The organism is Ignavibacteriales bacterium, assembly GCA_026390775.1.
Lineage (GTDB): Bacteria > Bacteroidota > Ignavibacteria > Ignavibacteriales > Melioribacteraceae > Fen-1258.
Window position 1 is genome coordinate 1,483,264 of sequence record JAPLFF010000007.1, and the last position, 18,138, is coordinate 1,501,401.

Genomic DNA, 18,138 nt, shown 5'->3' on the forward strand with positions numbered 1-18,138 from the left:
CAATATTATACATAGAGAGAAGATGTAAGTAAAAAGAATTATTTCATCAAATATCATTCAATAGCCTGTAATTAATTACCAATTTGAAACTACTCCTAGCAAAATATCTTCTGCGATCTTTTCAATAGCTATATCTATTGCTTGTTTGCGAACCGCTGTAATATCTCCGCCGACGGTATAATCGCCATAATTAGAAAAATTTCTATCGAAGATTTGCTGCTTCTTTACTAAATCTTTATAAACTACACGAACGCTAATTGTGATTCTTCTTGTTGTAATTTTTTCTCCTCCGGAAATGATAGCCGGTGCATCGCTAAGAGCCGTAATTGTACATTCTAAGAGAGCATTTGAATTCAGCCGGTCACTTACAAGCAAAGTATTATCATCAATAAATTTTTGAATTAACTGCTTGGTTAATTTTTGATTTAAGTCGAACTCACCTGATCCGCTTTTATCGGAAAAAATCGGAATCGCAATTGTTTTTAAATGAGAAGGAACAGATGCACCCGAAAATGAATAACTGCACGCAGTTAATCCTAACAGAAAAATTCCTACAAGAAACAAAATAATGTAACGCAAAAATTTAATCGAGACCATAATCCTTCAGTTTTCTATATAAGGTTCGTTCGCTAATTCCAAGCAGCTTAGCAGCTTTTCTTTTGTTGTGTTTTGTAAAATTAACAGCATTGATGATAGCTTGTTTTTCTATTGCATCGAGTGCTACAACTTCGTTTGGATTAATATTAATCGGAGTGCCAGTTTCTTCATTTTGATTTTTGGCTGCGATCTGTTTTAAATCTATCAAATCTTTTTTGATCTCAATTAAAGCCCGATAGATCATTTCTCTATCAAGTGATTCTGCGGAACGATTGAGGTGAACAGGTAAGTATCTGAAATCATCTTCTGATCGGGTTTCATTTAATAAAGGAGTAAAGGTTTCAGCATCTAAAATACCGTTTCTACTAAGAGCAATTGCAGTTTCGACTACATTTTTTAGTTCGCGGATGTTACCCGGCCAATTGTAGTTAACAAGAAGTTGTTCGGCTTCCTTTGTTATTTTCGGCTCCGTCCTTCTATTATTATAAGAATAGTTTTTCAAAAAATGACCAACCAATTCGAGAATATCTCCACGCCTGCTTCGAAGCGGCGGAATATTTAATGAAACTGCTTTTAATCTGAAATAAAGATCGTTACGGAATTTTTTTGTATCAACCTCACGCTGAAGGTCTTTATTTGTCGCAGTTATTATTCTAACATCAACTTTAGTAACCGTCTCGCTTCCAATACGCATAAATTCTTTTGTTTCAAGAACACGTAATAATTTCACTTGAGTTGTTAACGGCATTTCTGCAATCTCATCAAGAAACAGCGTGCCTTCATCAGCTATTTCGAAATATCCCTTTCTGTGATCAATAGCTCCTGTGAACGAACCTTTTTTGTGACCGAACAATTCGCTTTCCAAAATTCCTTCCGGAATTGCACCGCAATTTACACTAACCAATTCTTTACCGGAGCGGTTGCTGTAACCATGGATTGCACGTGCAAAAATTTCTTTACCTACGCCGCTTTCACCGGTTATAAGAATTGAAATATCAGATTGTGCAACTTGCATAGTAATATCAACAAGATCGCGAATCTCCTGTGACTTACCGATGATACCGAATTTTTTCTGGAATTCTTCTACTTTCATTATCTATTATATAGTAAGAATAATTGCGCCCTAAAAATAAGTGTTTTTGGAACAACTTAAATGAATTTGTCTTGTTCTAATTAGTCAATAATGAGCTATTTGTGAATAGGGACGGTTCTTCCTTTGAGGTTGAATTTTTTTTCAAGAAGAACTAGAACAGATTTAGATTCATCTTCTGTAGTAAAGCGGCCGACATTTACAACATTAAGAATACTGCCGCCGATATCTTTTGTTGTAATCTCGGTAAAATAATTTTCGCGATTTAATTGTTCGCTCAATTTTTTTGCATTCTCAACATTCAAAAAGGCGCCGGCTTGTATTGTAAAATTATAGATCTTGGTTTCCTTCTTTTCGGTTTGAATAGATTGAGAAGAAGTGATAACCGGCGGAGATGGTTGTTCCTCGATATCGGGAATTTTTCTATCCGCAGTTTTAATGTAAGGTGATTCAGGGAAATCTTTTTTTAATCTATCTAAATATGTTTCCGCTTTTCTATAATAACCGAGCGAATAATAATAAGAGAAGATCCTGTAAATGACCGCATCTGCATATTTGCATTCAGGATATTTTTCTAATACGGTAGAATATTTTTTAAGTGCTTCATCGCCGTCTTTTGTAAGAACCGCATCAAGAAAAATTACGGAAGGATCATTTGCGTTTTTTGTTTTTAGATCGCGAAGAATTGTTTCTGCCGATTTAATATTTCCATTTTCAATTTGTTGAAGCGCCGGTACAATATCTACTTCTTGAGCAACAAGGGCAGAGTAAAAAAATAATGATATAACAAAAATTTTTTTCATAAAGTCGCAGAAAAACTTGAAGTTATTTATTTTATTTCATGATCATGTTCATGATCATGATAATTAGTTAACCATGATTTCCTTTTCAACCACGTCAGCGAACAAAGTTGCAGATGTAGCGCGATTTATTCTCACTTCTACATAATCGCCTTTAACTAATTCATCATTCTTCGGTAACACGACAATTTTATTCGTATCTGTTCTTCCGGCAAGGAAATCATCCGATTTTTTACTACTGCCTTCAACAAGAATAATTTTTTCAGTCCCAATTTCCAACTGATTTATTTCGAAAGAAATTTTATGCTGAAGATCAATAATATCGTTGAGCCGTTTGGCTTTTACTTCTTCGGGAACATCATCAATCATATCAAATGCTTTTGTCCCTTCACGAGGAGAATACTTAAACATAAACGCTCCATCGTAACGAACTTTTTGAATGATGTCAAGTGTCATCAAATGATCTTCAATTGTTTCACCCGGGAAACCGGCAATGATATCAGTTGAAAAACTTACACCCGGAATTATTGTGCGCGCTTTTTCAATTAAGTTAAGATAATGTTCTATCGTATAAGTTCTGTTCATCAATTCAAGTATTCTGTTAGAGCCGGATTGAACAGGCAGATGAATATAGTTGCAAATATTTTGATGTTCGGCAATTGTGTAAAGAAGTTTGTCTGATAAATCCTGCGGATGAGAAGTAGTGAATCGAATGCGAATTGAATTATCTACTTTTGCCGAAGCTGCGAGAAGATCGGCGAAATCGTTTTTGTTATCAGAATAAGAATTTACATTTTGTCCAAGAAGAGTTACTTCGCGGAATCCTCTTGCTGAAAGTTGTTTTATTTCTTCAATAATTGATTCTAACGAGCGGCTTCGCTCTCGCCCTCGGGTGAATGGAACAACGCAGAATGTGCAAAATTTATCACAGCCGCGCATAACGGAAATCCATGCATTCAATCCGTCTTCACGATACGGAATAATATCATCATAAGTTTCTGTGCGGGAAAGTTTAACTCCAATTCCTTTTTCTCCGCCAAAAGCAGAATCTATAAATTCAGGCAACCGTCTATATTCATCCGGACCAACAACAAGATCAACAATTTTTTTCTCTTCGATCAAATTTTTTCGCAGGCGTTCTGCCATACATCCTAATATACCTATAACTGTTCCAGGTTTTCTTCTTTTGATACCGCGCAGATGTTCAAGTCGGGAATAAATTTTCTGCTCGGCATTATCGCGAATGCTGCATGTGTTAAGAAGAATTACATTAGCATCCTCAATTTCTTTTGCTAATTCATATCCTTGATTTTTCAAAATGCCCATTACCAATTCAGTATCAGCAAAATTCATTTGGCAGCCGTAAGTTTCGATGTATATATTATTTTTGCTCTTGTTCATGGTCTTTATACTTGTTCGTGATAGAAACACTATCAATAAAACGGGGGTGAAAAGTTATAAAGATTGGGTTAGATTTACAATATTATTCCCCTTTATGAATACATACGGCACTATCAGTATTCTGTTAATTTGTTATCTTTATATAAATGATTTAGTACTGAGAAAAAATTTATGGATATAAATCAGCTTAAAAAACTTGCCGCAGAAAAAGCTGTAGAAGAAATTTCATCGGGGATGGTAATTGGTCTCGGATCAGGCAGTACAGTTCAATTTGCCTTAGAAAAAATTTCTGAAAGAATAAAAAATGGCGAACTTAAAAATATTGTTGGTATTCCGAGTTCTTCAAAAACTGAAAAGGAAGCAATTCGTCTCGGAATTCCGCTTACGACTCTTAATGAATTGATAACCTTGCCTACCGGCAGGCAGGTTGAGAATGGAGAATGGAGAATTAAAAGTAAAAGATCATCCTCAATTCTCAACCTTGCCTGCCGACAGGCAGGTTCGCAATTCTCAATTGGTTTAACCATTGACGGCGCAGATGAATTTGATGATGAACTTAATCTTATAAAAGGCGGCGGAGGTGCGCTATTACGCGAAAAAATATTAGCACAAGCAAGTAAAAGATTGATCATCATTACAGACGAATCAAAACATTCCAAACATCTTGGAACAAAGTGGCCGGTGCCTATTGAGGTGTTGAAATTCTCTGTCGGTACAGAAAAAAAATTTTTAGAATCTCTCAATGCTAAAGTTGAACTAAGAAAAAATTCTGATGGATCTAATTACATAACGGACGAAAACAATTTTATACTTGATGCAAACTTTGGCAAAATAAGAAAGGTGAAAGAGCTTTCGGATATTTTAAATGATCGTGCTGGAATAGTGGGACATGGTTTGTTTATTGGATTAGCTGATCAAATTATTTGTGCTAAAGAATCCGGGATAGAGATTTTTACGGGAAATTCTTAAAAAATTGGTGTCCTCCTGTCTCTGTGATATACCTCCTAAAAAGATTTTTTCTTTAAAAATTATGTTGACAAGTAATATTTGAATTCATATTTTGTTGTTGTCCTTGGTAAGGACAAAGAAAAAATATAGTGAATATGCTCAAATTATCGTTGTTGTGTGTGATGAAAATAGATGAAGATCTATATTCATTTTATTTTTTTAAAGTAAAGTTGTAGATCAATTAACATAAGCATATAAAATAAATGAAGTTAAGTTTTTATCTCGACGGAGAGTGTGTGAAATTAAATAACAAAGTAATAACAAAAACAAAGGAGGATATACATGCAAGAACTCTTACCAACTTAAGGACGTTAGAGTTTTTAATGTGTGTGTGTAAAACTGAATTTGAATATTTAATTAATTAAGGAGTAACAAATGAATTTCAAAAACCTCTTAAAATTTAGTACGCTCGCCTTTCTTTTTACGATCGTACTAAGTTCATTATCATTCGCTCAGGTTCGATATTTGAACTCGACTGATGGTGATGACAGCTATACGGGAGTGAATGAGACTAATAGCCCTCTCGGTACTGGTCCCAAAAAGACCATTGAGGGTGCATATTCCGCATTCCCTACTAATAGTACTGTTTATATGAAGGCTGGCGAATATCATTACAATCAAATAACCGCAGTAGATGCCAATGGTGCTTCTGGTGGTAATGATGATAATGGTGTTCAGTTTGACAGTCCTGCTAAAAACATGACTTTTATAATCCAAACTTATAATAGTTCTAGCGTAGTTTATTTGAATGGAACTGTTGCGGGTGCTTTTGTAGTTAATGCCCCTGGTAAAACAATTAAATTCCAAGGCGCAGATCCGGCCACACAATCAGTAAGCATTAACAATGGCCCATTCTTTAATACAGCAACAAATGCTATTACTCTAACAGCAGGTACATTAGATGTTAGCGGTCTTCTTAGCTTTAATGTTGGTGGTTCTGTTACTACTATGACAAGAACGGGCGGTACCCTTGTTGGTTCATTTACTTATAGCGCAGCTGCTAGAACTATGTTATATAATAGTGCTGCAGCCGATGCACAAACATCAGGCGGTGAATTACAGACAGCATTGAGTGGCGCAAGTGATTTAAATATTGCAAAAACTGGCGGTTCATTAAGTATTACACAAAATCTTACAATGACAACCGGCGGTACATTAAGAAATACAGGTACAGGTTCTGCAACAATTTCCGGTACAGTTACAATTGCCGGTGCCGCTGCAGCTCCAAGTACAATCTCCTTAACAGGCACAGGTGCTTTAACTTTATCAAATACAGTTACAATCAGTTCACGGAATGAAACATGGGGAACTTTCATTAATAAAAACGGCGCAGGTACTTTAACTATAAGCGGCGCTCTTAATATTAACCATGGCGGTACTACCGGATCAGATTTAGATGACGGAGCCGCTTACGGTGCATGGGCTGGCGGTACAAATATTGTAAAGAATAATAATACTACTGGTAAACTATCTTTATCAGGTTTAATTACATTTGGTAAATATACTGACGGTGTACCAGCCGATTGGTATGTTTACGTTACATTATCAAACATTGCCGGTGCTACAACTGAAATTGGTAACACAACATCAGTTTGGTATGGCAAAATAGAAAATGATGGTGCGGCTGGTAAGATCAACTTGGTTGGCAATCTTACAATGAAATCAAATGCAGGCGCTTTAGTTGGTCCTCTTTCTAATAATTCTGCTAGTGGCATAATTGCACTTGGCGGAAATACACTAAAGATTGCAACGGCTGCTGCCGGCGCAATTAGAAATGCCGGTTCTATTACAAGTACAGCTGCTGGTTTGCTTGATTTTAACAACCCCAGTACTAGTGGTACAATTACTTTTTCCGGTACCGGTGCTGTTCCTAATATTCAAACAGACGGAACACAAAGCGTAGACATGACACCTACTACAACAGTAAACGGAAACGTTACTGTTAACGCTACAGCAGGTATATTAACCCTTAGTGGAGTAACGAGTCTTACCGGCAACATATCTTTAGTTGGCGGCCAGGCAGTAACTAATTTAGGCGGCATTACTGCTATTGGCGGTAATGTTTCTCTTACTCTTGGTACTTTAACAATGGGTGGCAATGCTACCATAGCTGGTTCATTAACATTGAGCGGCGGTACATTCGTAATGGGTGGCAATGTAACCTTATCAGGTAATTATGTTCAAAATTCCGGCACACTCAATTTTAACGGTGCTAATACATTAGATTGTAAACAAAACTTTACACGTACAACAGGTAATGTAACAAATGCAGCCGGTGTACTTCAATTTAGCTCAGGCGGTCAAGGTCAGATTCTTGCCGGCGGTGCTAACTTTAGAGTATACACCTTAACAATTACAGGTGTTGGAACCGGCGTTACTTTATCAACCGGTTCTGTTGAAGTTGTACGTGATTGTAATATTGCTGCAAATACAAGCTTACAACTTGCATCTTTAAATATTAATATGGTTGGCGCTGGTGGTACAATAACCAACGGCGGACAGATTTTCTCTTCAGGTTTAGGCAGTGTAATATTTTCAGGTCCTGATGCTGGTGGTGTTGGTACAACCGGATCAGTTTCTACAATTGGTGGAACAGGAAAATATTCAAATATTGAAATAAGATTAACTGACGCATCCGACGTTGTAACTTGCGCTGCCAATGTTGTTTCTTGGACAGGCAGATTAGGATTTACAAGAGGCGGTATTGATAACTCAGCAGGTGGCGCTCAGCTTAACCCAATAGATGGCGCTGCATCAATAGTTATTAATATGTCAAATTATGCAGCAACAGGTTTCCCGCAAGGTAAACCTTATGCTGGTGGTGCTAATTCATTCAATACTACTGGTAGTTTTGATGTGTTGAATGTACCTTATGATTTAACATATTGGGGAAATATTACAACTGGCGCTAAAGTTGCCGGTAATGAATTTAAAACTCTTTATGTTAGAGATCTTTCAGTTACTTCAACCGGTGCAACTGCAACAGATTTTGTTGAATTCGGTGCAGCTTATACAATGGTTGGTAACTTATCAATACCAGCTGGATCCCAGTTGAATTTAAATGGCAGTGTTTTAACTGCCTCAAAAACCGGCGCTGCTCATAATGTTGCAGGATTATTAAGTTCAACAGCTCTTGCTGATGCATTTACATTAACGGGCGACGGTACTGTTACTGGTAGCACTACTGCTGCAGATGTAGCTACAATTGAAAATCTAATTGTTAATACATCAACAGTATCTGCTGCATATACTTTCAACAATTTCCATGCATTTGGTAAAACAGGTACTACTTCAACATTTAATATGACGGCTGGTACAGCTACTCTTAATATGTATCAAACAGCGGCACCAGTTCCATCGCCTCTTTATAATTTTGTTCAATCAGGTGGAACTGTTGTACTTGCTAATAATGCAAGAATTTCAACCGGTATCGCTGCTTCGCAATTTTCTTTAACAGGCGGTACATTTGATTTTGCTAATTACAACTTGTGGTTCTCAGTTGCTGGTACCTTCTCTGCAACCGGCGGAACATTCTTAACTACCGGTGCAACTACTGGCGGTTATTTACAATTTAGAACAACAGGTGCTACATTTAATAGCGGTACAGTAGCTGTTCCGAGAGTTGACATTGACCCACTTCTCGCTGGTACTATCACCGTTACTTTAGGCGGTAATAGCGTTATCAGTGATATATTTAATAACAATATGACTACAAGTACTCTTGCTACAGGCGGTAATGTTTTAACACTCTCTGGTACTGGTCCTGTTAAACAATGGAACACTTCCGGTCTTTATACTGGAGCCGCAGGCTTGTTCTATATTACTGGTCCTGTAACAATGAATTTGGGTGTTGGTACTATCATTCCAAATCTTCAAGTTGATAACACTACCACCGGAACATTTACATTAGTTGATAATGACGGTGTAGCTGGAACAGTTCCTGACCTAACGGTAGGTCTTGGCACTGCAGGTGTATTTACAATGACTTCTGGTGTAATTAACATGCAGAACATTGACATTCTTTTAGTTGGTACTACAGCAGGTATTCCTGGTGATGCATTTAGTTACGCTGGCGGAACAATCAACGCTACTACACCAGCTGCTTCACTAACAACAGTTCCATTGGTAGATAATAGTTATGGCGAATTAACATTTGCTGCCGGTGCTGCTCAATCATTTAATACTGTTGCTGGGTTGGTCATTCCAAATCTTACAATAAATGCTGCTTCTCCAGTAACCTATACAGGTGGCGGAGTTGCTGGCGCACCAACTTTTACTGTTTCTAAGTATTTGAAACAGGGTGCAAATATTGTAATGGGTACTGCAGGTAATTTGGTATTTAGTGATGGTGCTTGGATTGAAATGGTTGCAGGTACAATGGATTTAGTTCCTGCTTTTGGTACAAGTATTAATTATGTATATAATACTGCCGGTGCATTTGTTACCGGAAAAGAATTAACAACCAGTGCTACTAAAATCCAACAATTCTGGAACGCTCCTGGTGGTGCTAATGCAGTAACTTTAAATGCTGCAACAACAGTAAATAATGAATTAAGATTAGTAAGCGGTAACCTTTTAACAACAGCCGTAAAAACAATGACAATGGCTGCCAATACATTGGTTACAAGAGTTGATGGTAAAATTAATGTGGCTGCTACAACGGGTGCAAACTTACTTGGCGGTCCGTATAACTTAACTTACATTAACACAGCAGCTACAACTACTCTTAGTGGAGAATACCCAACCACTAATACTATTCTTAAATTAACAGTAGCTACAAACATTGCTGTTCCTACAGTTGGTGGTGCAGCAGCTCCATTAGCGCTTCATGCTAGCAGATCATGCGGTGATTTCGAATTAGTTACAGATGGTGCAGCAGTACCACAAAACGGAACGCAATTTGATCTTGCTGGTTTTACTTTAACAGTTACCAATGTACCAACTGCTACATTAACACGCGGTGCTTTGGTTAGTTATGCAAATGCTGGCGGTTTTTATACTTATGGTACATTAGCAGTTGCAGGTACATTGACACAAACAGCAAATGCTAGCATTAAGAACGTTATTGTTACTGCAGCAACAGCAACTTTAGCTGGTTCATTCGGCACAGAAGACTATGAAGGTACTGGTGCAGCTCCTAACGTTTCTGCAACTTTACCAACAATGACAGTAACAGGTAATGCAACAGTTGCTGGATTCAATGGCAACTTGACGGTTAACGGTAATACAACAATTAACGGCGCTTACACAGGCGGTTCATTAGCAGCTGGTGGCAATGTTACAGTTGGTACAGGTGGTTCTTTTGCTGCTGCTACTAATTTAACATTCTTTGGTTCTGTTGATGCAACATTAACAATTCCAACTGCCGGTGCAACTGTTGGCGCAGTTACATTCAATAAAACAACTGGTACAATCTATAAAATTACATTAGCTGGTGGTAATCTTGCAGCTACAGGTACAGTAACATTCACAAACGGGTTGTTCATTGTTCCTGATCCTTTGATCTTTAACATTCCAGCACCACTTCTTGGTGGTGGTCAAGGATTTACACATGTTGTTGCAGCAACTGATCTTAGTCACGTTGTTGGTTTATTATCTAAGACTCTAAGAAACACAACTGGTCTTTTAGCTGGTGCTACAGAGACAAGAAGTGAATTCCCGATTGGTAGTTTAAACAGATATCGTAAGGTTGCATTAACATTCCCATCGCAATTTGGTGTACCTACAGTTCCAAACATTACAATAATTGCAAATCATGTAGATGCAAGCCCGACTGGTGCTGTTGAATTACCTATTACAAACGGTGTTGCTCAAGGTATTGATATAGCAAGATATCCTGCTTTCTACTGGAACATTAAAACATCTCCAACCAGTGTTAGCAATGTATTCTTCGATCTAGAACTTGGTGCTACCGGATTTTCAGATTATGATGATATTAACAACGTAAGAATCATCCGTCGTCATGGTACAAACACTGGTGCAGATCAATCTAACCAATGGTTATTCCAGGGTGATCTAGCTGCAATGCTTGCCGGTACATTAGTTTATGATAACGAATTAAATAATGGAATTCCTTCAATCATAAACAGAAACTCTAATGCCGGTTTAAGAAGTGGTGGAGCTATCTTTACATTAGGTCTGAAGTCTAATATGAGTATTAAAACTGCAATTCCAAAACAATACTTAGTTCTTTCTGCTGGTGTAAAGAGTTATTTATTGACAAATTTATTCAAAGGAAATATCGGTGTATTATCATACACAGCAACATCATCAAATAATACAATTGCTACTGTAGCTGTTGTTGGTTCATCATTAGCAGTTACACCGGTTGCAATTGGTGATGCTGTTATAACAGTTAAAGCAAGTGATGCTGCTAATAATGATTTCTTTGCTTACAGCTTTGCAGTTAATGTTGGATTGACAGATGTTGAAGGTGAGGCTATTCCGACAGAGTTCGCACTCTATCAAAACTTCCCGAACCCATTCAACCCGACAACCAATATTAAGTTTGCATTACCAAAAGAATCTAGTGTTACACTTAAGATCTATAACGTATTAGGTCAAGAAGTTGAAACATTGGTTAACAAAGTAATGAATGCTGGATATCATACAGTTGATTTCAATGCAACAAAACTCTCAAGCGGTATGTATATCTACAGAATCCAAGCTGGTGACTTTGTACAAGTTAAGAAGATGTTATTGATGAAGTAATCAGCAATTGGCTATAAGCTTTTAGCTATTAGCAAACAAAGCCCCGCCTATGGCGGGGTTTTGTTTTTTAAACATCTTTGGAATATTTGTTTGAAAGACATAAAGTATTCCCTAAATTATCTTTAGTAGAAAAAATGAACTAAAAACATTTTCATTTTTTTAGAAATACCGAATTAATTTTTAGGTGATTAATATGAAAAAATATTTTTTATTAATTTATTTTATGTCACAATGTTTAACCGCACAGTGGGTTGCAACAAATGCAGCTTTCCCGGGTGATATTAAATGTATAGCATCTTCCGGGACAAATATTTTTATTGGGGCATATAGCGGGGGAGTATATTTATCAACAGATAATGGAAATAATTGGTCTAATGCTTCGGCGGGATTAAATAATACTCTCATTAACTCGATAGCTGTCAATAACACAAATATTTATGTGGGTACTTACGGCGGTGGTGTGAACCGCCGTTCGACAGACAATGGAGCTATGTGGGAACCTGTTCTGAGCGGAATGGAGAGTAATAAAAATATTTATTCACTAGCGACCATAGGAACAAATGTTTTTGCTGGAACTGAAAGCGGAGGTGCTTTTATATCAACTAATAATGGTAGCAATTGGACACAAATTATAAATGGTTTAACTGATAACCGTGTTTATTCTTTTGCAGTCAATGGCGGGAACTTATATGCTGGTACATATTACGGTGTTTTTCATACTACAAATCAAGGTACTAATTGGACAGAAGTTAGCAATAACTTGAATATAAATATTCTTGCTCTTGCTATTAGTAACTCTAAGATTTATGCAGGTACTGCAGGCGGTGGTGTTTATTTGTCTGATGACAATGGTGGCGGATGGACAAACGTAATAAATGGATTTACCAATCAAGTTCACTTAACTATAAATGCGCTTGCAGTTAGTGGTTCCAATATCTATGCGGGTACTGTTTTAGGTGGTGTTTATTTAACTATTAATAATGGGGCAAGCTGGTCACAAGTGAACACTGGATTTCCAAATAGTATTACTATTTCATCTTTAGCCGTTATTGGTTCTTACTTATTTGCAGGATCAGGAGGCGGTTCTGGAGGAGGCGGTGGAATAATCTGGAGAAGACAATTGTCGGAGATGCAGTCAAATATTTCTGTAAAGAATGCAATTCCAAAACAATGGTTAGTTATATCTGCTGGCTCTAAGACAATTTCCTTAACAAATACTTTCCAAGGAAACATTGGTACATTATCATACACAGCACAATCATCAAATAATACAATTGCTACTGTAGCTATTGCTAGTTCAACATTAACAGTTACACCGGTTGCAATTGGTGATGCTGTTATAACAGTTACAGCAATTGATGCTGCTAACAATGATTTCTTTGCATACAGTTTCCCTGTTAATATTGGTTTGACAGATGTTGAAGGTGAGGCTATTCCGACTGAGTTCGCACTCTATCAAAACTTCCCGAACCCATTCAACCCGACAACCAATATTAAATTTGCATTACCAAAAGAATCTAATGTTACACTTAGGATCTATAACGTATTAGGTCAAGAAGTTGAAACATTGGTTAATAAAGTAATGCCGGCTGGATATCATACTGTTGATTTCAATGCTACAAAACTCTCAAGCGGTATGTACATCTACAGAATCGAAGCTGGTGACTTTGTACAAGTTAAGAAGATGTTATTGATGAAGTAATCAGCAATTGGCTATAAGCTTTTAGCTATTAGCAAACAAAGCCCCGCCTATGGCGGGGTTTTGTTTTTTAAACATTACTTACATCTTAGAAATATGAAGTGCAGTCTTAAAAATTAATTTCGTAATTGCCTCTAAAAGATTTTGATTTAGTGTTTCGGATTTATCGGAGAGCATGTGGAGATGTTTATAGCTATTTGTTGTAACAAAGTATAAAGTTTGTATTCCCTTTTCGAAGAATGGTTCTGCATCAGCACCGCCGCCCTTCCATGTTCTTGTTACTAAAAGTTTATCGTTCTCGTTATCAATCTGTTTTGCAATGTTCCAAAGCGCTTGTGCACTTTCTCCGCCGCCTATCTGAATACTATCTCCATAACCGACACAATCAAGATTTACCATTGCTTTAACTTTTTCTTTTGAGAATTTCATATTTTCTGAAAAATATTTTGAACCGTACAATCCCTGTTCTTCACAAGCGAAAAAGACAAAAATTATTGAACGCTTCGGTTTTTCTTTAGTGTTAGAAAATTCACGTGCAATTTGAAGTAAAGCAGCCGAACCTGATGCGTTATCGTTAGCGCCTGGGAAATAAATTTTACCCGCTTGACTACCAACATGATCAAGATGCGCACCGATAATCAAATACTCGTTCTTTAGATCGGGATCGCTTCCTTCGATTATTCCAACAACATTTACTACTTCTTTTTCTTTTTCATATTTAGTGTGAACTTCAAGATCAACTTTTGGAACGAGCTGAATGGAATATGGTTTTTTTGTTGAATCAATTAATGTCTGCAAATCTTTTAATGTGCGGTTACTTCCGATAAATATTTCATCTGCAACAGGCAGATCAATATGTATTTCCGGAAAATTTATCATTTGTTCACCTTCGCCATGTATAACACTTCCAATCGGTCTCTGAGGTTCTGCATCGTTAGGAAATGAAACGAACAATATTCCAATAGCACCATGATTAGCCGCAACAATTGCTTTCTCACGCGGATTTCCATTTGTAAAATTTTTTCCGTCAATATTCCATTTTGGATTGTACTTAAATGCTAAAACAATTTTTCCTTTAACATCTATTCCGGAATAATCATCATAACCCAACTCAGGCTGAGATAAACCATACCCGCAAAAAACTACGGAAGCTATAAACTTTCCCGCACCGGTAAATCCACGATAAGCGTAATCATCACCAATTTTATAATTGGTCGTCTTTCCATCTTTAATAATAGAAAAATGTTCGGGAGCTAATATTTCATTGTATTCAACTTTTAATTTTTGAAAATAGTTATCATCACCGCCGGGTTTGAAATTTAACTTGGCTAATTCTCCTGCTATAAAATTCGCAGCTTTGGTGTAACCGTCGCTTCCCGACAGTCTTCCTGCAAGTTCTTTGCTTGCCAAGTAATTAACAGTTTTCATTAATTCTTCTTTTTTGATAGCACTAACTCCACTTGATTCTTGTGCGCTAAGAAATAAAGAAGGAAGGAATACAAATGCTAATATGGCTGCTGGTAAGCGGAAATATTTTTTCATGATATATCCTTTGATTTTATTCATAAGTTGTAACTCTTCAATGAAGCTGTCAAACGAGAGTTCTTATGGAAAATTATAAATAATATTTTATGAATAAAAAAGGAGATTTGCCTTCAAGCTTTATCGTACCATGGGAACCAATCAACATGATTGTGTGCTTGTTGTAAAATGTAAGGACTTTTTTCGTTGATAAGACTGTTAGGATTTTTATTTTGTGATATCATTAAATAATACTTCTCAGATTGATCGTATAACTTTAAATATTAATAGTAGTTGTTATGAGTGTTGTTTACGACCTCTTGTAATTGAACCGACAACAAGTGCAAACAAAGCTGAACCAATTATCGACCAAATAACGGGAAAGTCTTTTCCTTGAATACTAATAGTATAAAACATTGGTAATTCAAGTTCTTTAGCAATTAATGGACCGAGCCAGGCGCCGACAAATCCAACAATTATTGAAACAAAACATCCACCCAAAGAATAACCTGCAAGACTTTGACCGATTGCACCGCAAATGGAAGCAATCAACAGAAGAAGAAGAAATCCAAATAATGACATATAAACCTCGATGATGTTCTACAAAATTAATCTAAACAAAAAAATATTAACAATAAAGTTGTGATTGATGATTTGTTCAACATGTTTCTATTAATTAAAATAATATTATTTTTGTAATAACCAACTTAATATTAATAATATTCAAATTAATTTTTGATTAAGAAATTAGAGGAGAATATGAAAAAAGTATCATTTATTGTTTTTGCATTAATTGTTATTCTTACGACAAATTTAATTGCTCAAGATAAATCAGAAAATACAACACCTAAATTTGATCCGGCAAGAGATTCTTTTAAGGATTTGAAAGAAGTAATAGTTGATGCGCAAACTACAGGTAAAAGAATTTTGCTTGATGTTGGAGGGGAATGGTGTATTTGGTGTCATCGTTTAGATGGATTTTTCGATGCACACCCGGAACTCAAGAATTTTATGCATGATAATTTTGTGGTGCTTAAAGTAAATTGGAGTCCGGAAAACAAGAACGAAAAATTTCTTTCTCAGTATCCAAAGGTAGCCGGGTTTCCGCACATATTTATTCTAGAAATTGACGGAAAGTTTTTATTCTCTAAGAATACGGGCGAGTTAGAAAAAGAAAAATCTTATGATGCAGAAAAGATCATGAATTTCTTAAAAGAATGGGCACCAAAGAAAGAAAAATCATAAATAAAAAAAAGGCACAAAAATAGTTTGTATCGCTTGTATGAAGTCATGATTCGGGGCTAATGGGAAAATATTTTTAACTATCTCTTTAAAATAAAAAGTCACGAAGCAAGTTTACACATTTTGGAATGTACAATTGAGGAAACGCTATCTGCTTAAAGTTTTAATCTTTTCAGTAATCTTGGATTTGGGGTTATTCCTTTTGACCGCATAAGATCTACTTGTTCCTTTGCTTTTTTGTAATCTCCAAGCTCATTATATGAATATCCAAGATAGTTATAAATATCGGTGTACGTAGGATTAAGTTCGAATGCTTTTAAAAAATATTTTATTGCGTTCTCATGTTTCTTTGTTAGAAAGTAAACATAACCAAGATTATAAAATGCGTCATCGTATTGATTATTGAGACCTACAGCTTTATTGAGATCATCTATTGATTTATCATAATCTCCCAAGAAAATAAATGCAAGCGCCCTATTATTATATGCTATAGGATTGTCAGGATTAATTTGTATCGCCTCATCATGATATTTAATGGCAGTTCGGTAATCCTTCTTCTCCTGGTAGGCAAGACCTAAATTATCATAGGCGAGATAGTATTTGGGATATTTGGCTATTACATTTTTGAAATCGTTAATGGCCAGATCAATTTCGTTGTTATGCAAATACGCAAATCCTCTGTAAAAATTAGGTCTTAATTTGTCTGGGGATTGACGTATTACATCTGTCCACATTGCAATAGGATCATTCCACAAAGAATTTCTTTGATAAGTAAGAATTGAATAGCAAAGAATGAGACATGAAAAAAGAAATAATGCTGGGATCCTGTATTTTTGAATAAATAAAAAAACCAACGAAATTAAAAGCAGAGAAAACCCGAACATCGGAAGGTAAAGACGCTGTTCAACTATTACATCTCTTATTGGTATTATACTCGATTCAACTGAAATTGTAATGAAAAACCAAAGAATAGAAAAAGAAACTAGTCTATTCCTTTTGGCAAATTTTATAGCTATAAATATGATAGCCAAAAGAATCACTAGATCTATAATTGTTCTAGTATCTAACAAAGAATAAGTGAAAGGGAAATCATAATCAAAATTTAAGTTAATCGGTAAGATTAAAAGTTTTATATAAGTCACTAGCACATTTATTTGTGTAAGCAGATAAACACTTCTTGGAGTGCCGTCGGCCTCAATAGGAAGGCCAATTTTAAAAAGAACTAGGATTATGGAAATTAATAGAAATAAAGATAATCCTATAACTGTTTTCCAATAAATTTTATTTTCTCTATTTCTTAAAAACATCACTTCGTATAAAATTACTATAAGGGGAAGTGTAACAACAATTTGTTTACTCCACAATCCCATTATTGCCGCCAATAATGAGAAGGCTAATAGCAATACTATGAGTCCGTAGCGTATTATAATATTTATAGAAACATTCGCAGAAACAAACTTTGCCTTTATATAAGAACACAATGATAGCAGATAGAATAAGGTAGCCAGTGAGGTCATTCGTTGAACAATGTAATTTACGGTTTGAGTTTGGATGGGATGGGCAACAAAAACTAAACCGACCATGAATATAAAAAGTGTTTTGGCTTGTTTATCGTACTTATCTTTTAATAACGGAGTACAAAGAGTAAGATGCGTTAAATACATTACTAAAAATGTATTAATAAGATGAATCAGAATATTTATTAGGTGATAACCCATCACATCTAAACCACCGTAATGGAAATTGAGAGCGAAACTTAAGTAAGAAATAAATCTGGGATTTAGATCTAATATGGCAGGAAGGGTTGTGAAATTTTGCAAGTTCTTTATTAATGGATTTCTAACAACGGAATCTAAATCATCAAAATAAAACGGAATGCGAATCGTGTTTGAATAGATAAGTATTCCTAATATAGACACAGCAACAAATGACAAAAAAGGGAGCAACTTTGAATAATCTTTTTTCTCCTCAGATTTTATAACTTGTTCATTCTTTTTCTTATTTTTTTTAATATTTTGATGATGAGATTTTTTCTTACTCATACTATCTTAGTTTTTAATTTCACAATA

At 35.8% G+C, this 18,138-nt stretch carries 12 protein-coding genes; 4 read left to right on the forward strand and 8 right to left on the reverse strand.

What is annotated here, in order from left to right; all coding sequences use genetic code 11:
- Positions 1 to 75 precede the first annotated feature (75 nt).
- The 4 genes from lptE to miaB all read right to left on the reverse strand — a co-directional run bounded on the left by lptE (position 76) and on the right by miaB (position 3,888).
- Positions 76 to 597, reverse strand: coding sequence for an LPS assembly lipoprotein LptE (lptE, locus tag NTZ27_11725; protein MCX6175412.1), 522 nt, complete (start codon positions 595 to 597; stop codon positions 76 to 78).
- Positions 584 to 1,690 (reverse strand): sigma-54 dependent transcriptional regulator, encoded by a 1,107-nt coding sequence (locus NTZ27_11730; protein ID MCX6175413.1) that lies wholly within the window; start codon positions 1,688 to 1,690, stop codon positions 584 to 586. Before NTZ27_11730 ends, lptE begins: the two co-directional genes overlap by 14 nt.
- Positions 1,691 to 1,785: 95 nt before the next feature.
- Positions 1,786 to 2,490 carry an SPOR domain-containing protein gene (locus NTZ27_11735; protein MCX6175414.1) on the reverse strand — a complete coding sequence of 235 codons (705 nt, stop codon included), beginning with the start codon at positions 2,488 to 2,490 and terminating at the stop codon, positions 1,786 to 1,788.
- A 63-nt stretch (positions 2,491 to 2,553) separates the two neighbouring features.
- The gene (gene miaB, locus NTZ27_11740) at positions 2,554 to 3,888 is read right to left on the reverse strand and encodes a tRNA (N6-isopentenyl adenosine(37)-C2)-methylthiotransferase MiaB (protein MCX6175415.1); all 1,335 of its coding nucleotides are present in this window, start codon (positions 3,886 to 3,888) and stop codon (positions 2,554 to 2,556) included.
- A gap of 171 nt (positions 3,889 to 4,059) precedes the next feature.
- On the opposite strand from miaB, the gene rpiA reads away from it, so the two are divergent.
- The 3 genes from rpiA to NTZ27_11755 all read left to right on the forward strand — a co-directional run bounded on the left by rpiA (position 4,060) and on the right by NTZ27_11755 (position 13,309).
- The gene (gene rpiA, locus NTZ27_11745) at positions 4,060 to 4,857 is read left to right on the forward strand and encodes a ribose 5-phosphate isomerase A (GenBank protein MCX6175416.1); all 798 of its coding nucleotides are present in this window, start codon (positions 4,060 to 4,062) and stop codon (positions 4,855 to 4,857) included.
- Positions 4,858 to 5,271: 414 nt separating this feature from the next.
- Complete coding sequence (locus NTZ27_11750) at positions 5,272 to 11,607, forward strand: T9SS type A sorting domain-containing protein (protein ID MCX6175417.1); 6,336 nt, start codon at positions 5,272 to 5,274, stop codon at positions 11,605 to 11,607.
- Positions 11,608 to 11,800: 193 nt separating this feature from the next.
- Positions 11,801 to 13,309, forward strand: coding sequence for a T9SS type A sorting domain-containing protein (locus tag NTZ27_11755; protein ID MCX6175418.1), 1,509 nt, complete (start codon positions 11,801 to 11,803; stop codon positions 13,307 to 13,309).
- Between the two features lie 78 nt (positions 13,310 to 13,387).
- On the opposite strand, the gene NTZ27_11760 is transcribed toward NTZ27_11755, so the two are convergent.
- The 3 genes from NTZ27_11760 to NTZ27_11770 all read right to left on the reverse strand — a co-directional run bounded on the left by NTZ27_11760 (position 13,388) and on the right by NTZ27_11770 (position 15,409).
- Positions 13,388 to 14,872 carry a M20/M25/M40 family metallo-hydrolase gene (locus NTZ27_11760; GenBank protein MCX6175419.1) on the reverse strand — a complete coding sequence of 495 codons (1,485 nt, stop codon included), beginning with the start codon at positions 14,870 to 14,872 and terminating at the stop codon, positions 13,388 to 13,390.
- An 89-nt stretch (positions 14,873 to 14,961) separates the two neighbouring features.
- Entirely contained in the window at positions 14,962 to 15,072 is a 111-nt protein-coding gene (locus tag NTZ27_11765) for a DUF255 domain-containing protein (GenBank protein ID MCX6175420.1), read from the reverse strand.
- A gap of 52 nt (positions 15,073 to 15,124) precedes the next feature.
- Positions 15,125 to 15,409: a hypothetical protein gene (locus tag NTZ27_11770; GenBank protein ID MCX6175421.1), complete on the reverse strand. Its 285-nt coding sequence runs from the start codon at positions 15,407 to 15,409 to the stop codon at positions 15,125 to 15,127.
- A gap of 177 nt (positions 15,410 to 15,586) precedes the next feature.
- Between NTZ27_11770 and NTZ27_11775 the strand changes: the two genes are divergently transcribed.
- Positions 15,587 to 16,072 carry a thioredoxin family protein gene (locus NTZ27_11775; protein ID MCX6175422.1) on the forward strand — a complete coding sequence of 162 codons (486 nt, stop codon included), beginning with the start codon at positions 15,587 to 15,589 and terminating at the stop codon, positions 16,070 to 16,072.
- Between the two features lie 152 nt (positions 16,073 to 16,224).
- Here NTZ27_11775 and NTZ27_11780 read toward each other — a convergent pair whose 3' ends face one another.
- A complete protein-coding gene (locus NTZ27_11780) occupies positions 16,225 to 18,111 on the reverse strand; it encodes a tetratricopeptide repeat protein (protein ID MCX6175423.1) in 1,887 nt (628 codons plus the stop codon).
- Positions 18,112 to 18,138: the final 27 nt, after the last annotated feature.

Bases quoted from the DNA above. Each gene is read 5' to 3' on its own strand.
- NTZ27_11775 (MCX6175422.1), top strand. From the start codon at position 15,587: ATGAAAAAAGTATCATTTATTGTTTTTGCATTAATTGTTATTCTTACG.
- NTZ27_11780 (MCX6175423.1), bottom strand. From the start codon at position 18,111: ATGAGTAAGAAAAAATCTCATCATCAAAATATTAAAAAAAATAAGAAA.
- NTZ27_11750 (MCX6175417.1), top strand. From the start codon at position 5,272: ATGAATTTCAAAAACCTCTTAAAATTTAGTACGCTCGCCTTTCTTTTT.
- rpiA (MCX6175416.1), top strand. From the start codon at position 4,060: ATGGATATAAATCAGCTTAAAAAACTTGCCGCAGAAAAAGCTGTAGAA.
- NTZ27_11730 (MCX6175413.1), bottom strand. From the start codon at position 1,690: ATGAAAGTAGAAGAATTCCAGAAAAAATTCGGTATCATCGGTAAGTCA.
- NTZ27_11760 (MCX6175419.1), bottom strand. From the start codon at position 14,872: ATGAATAAAATCAAAGGATATATCATGAAAAAATATTTCCGCTTACCA.
- lptE (MCX6175412.1), bottom strand. From the start codon at position 597: ATGGTCTCGATTAAATTTTTGCGTTACATTATTTTGTTTCTTGTAGGA.
- NTZ27_11770 (MCX6175421.1), bottom strand. From the start codon at position 15,409: ATGTCATTATTTGGATTTCTTCTTCTTCTGTTGATTGCTTCCATTTGC.
- NTZ27_11735 (MCX6175414.1), bottom strand. From the start codon at position 2,490: ATGAAAAAAATTTTTGTTATATCATTATTTTTTTACTCTGCCCTTGTT.
- miaB (MCX6175415.1), bottom strand. From the start codon at position 3,888: ATGAACAAGAGCAAAAATAATATATACATCGAAACTTACGGCTGCCAA.
- NTZ27_11755 (MCX6175418.1), top strand. From the start codon at position 11,801: ATGAAAAAATATTTTTTATTAATTTATTTTATGTCACAATGTTTAACC.
- NTZ27_11765 (MCX6175420.1), bottom strand. From the start codon at position 15,072: ATGATATCACAAAATAAAAATCCTAACAGTCTTATCAACGAAAAAAGT.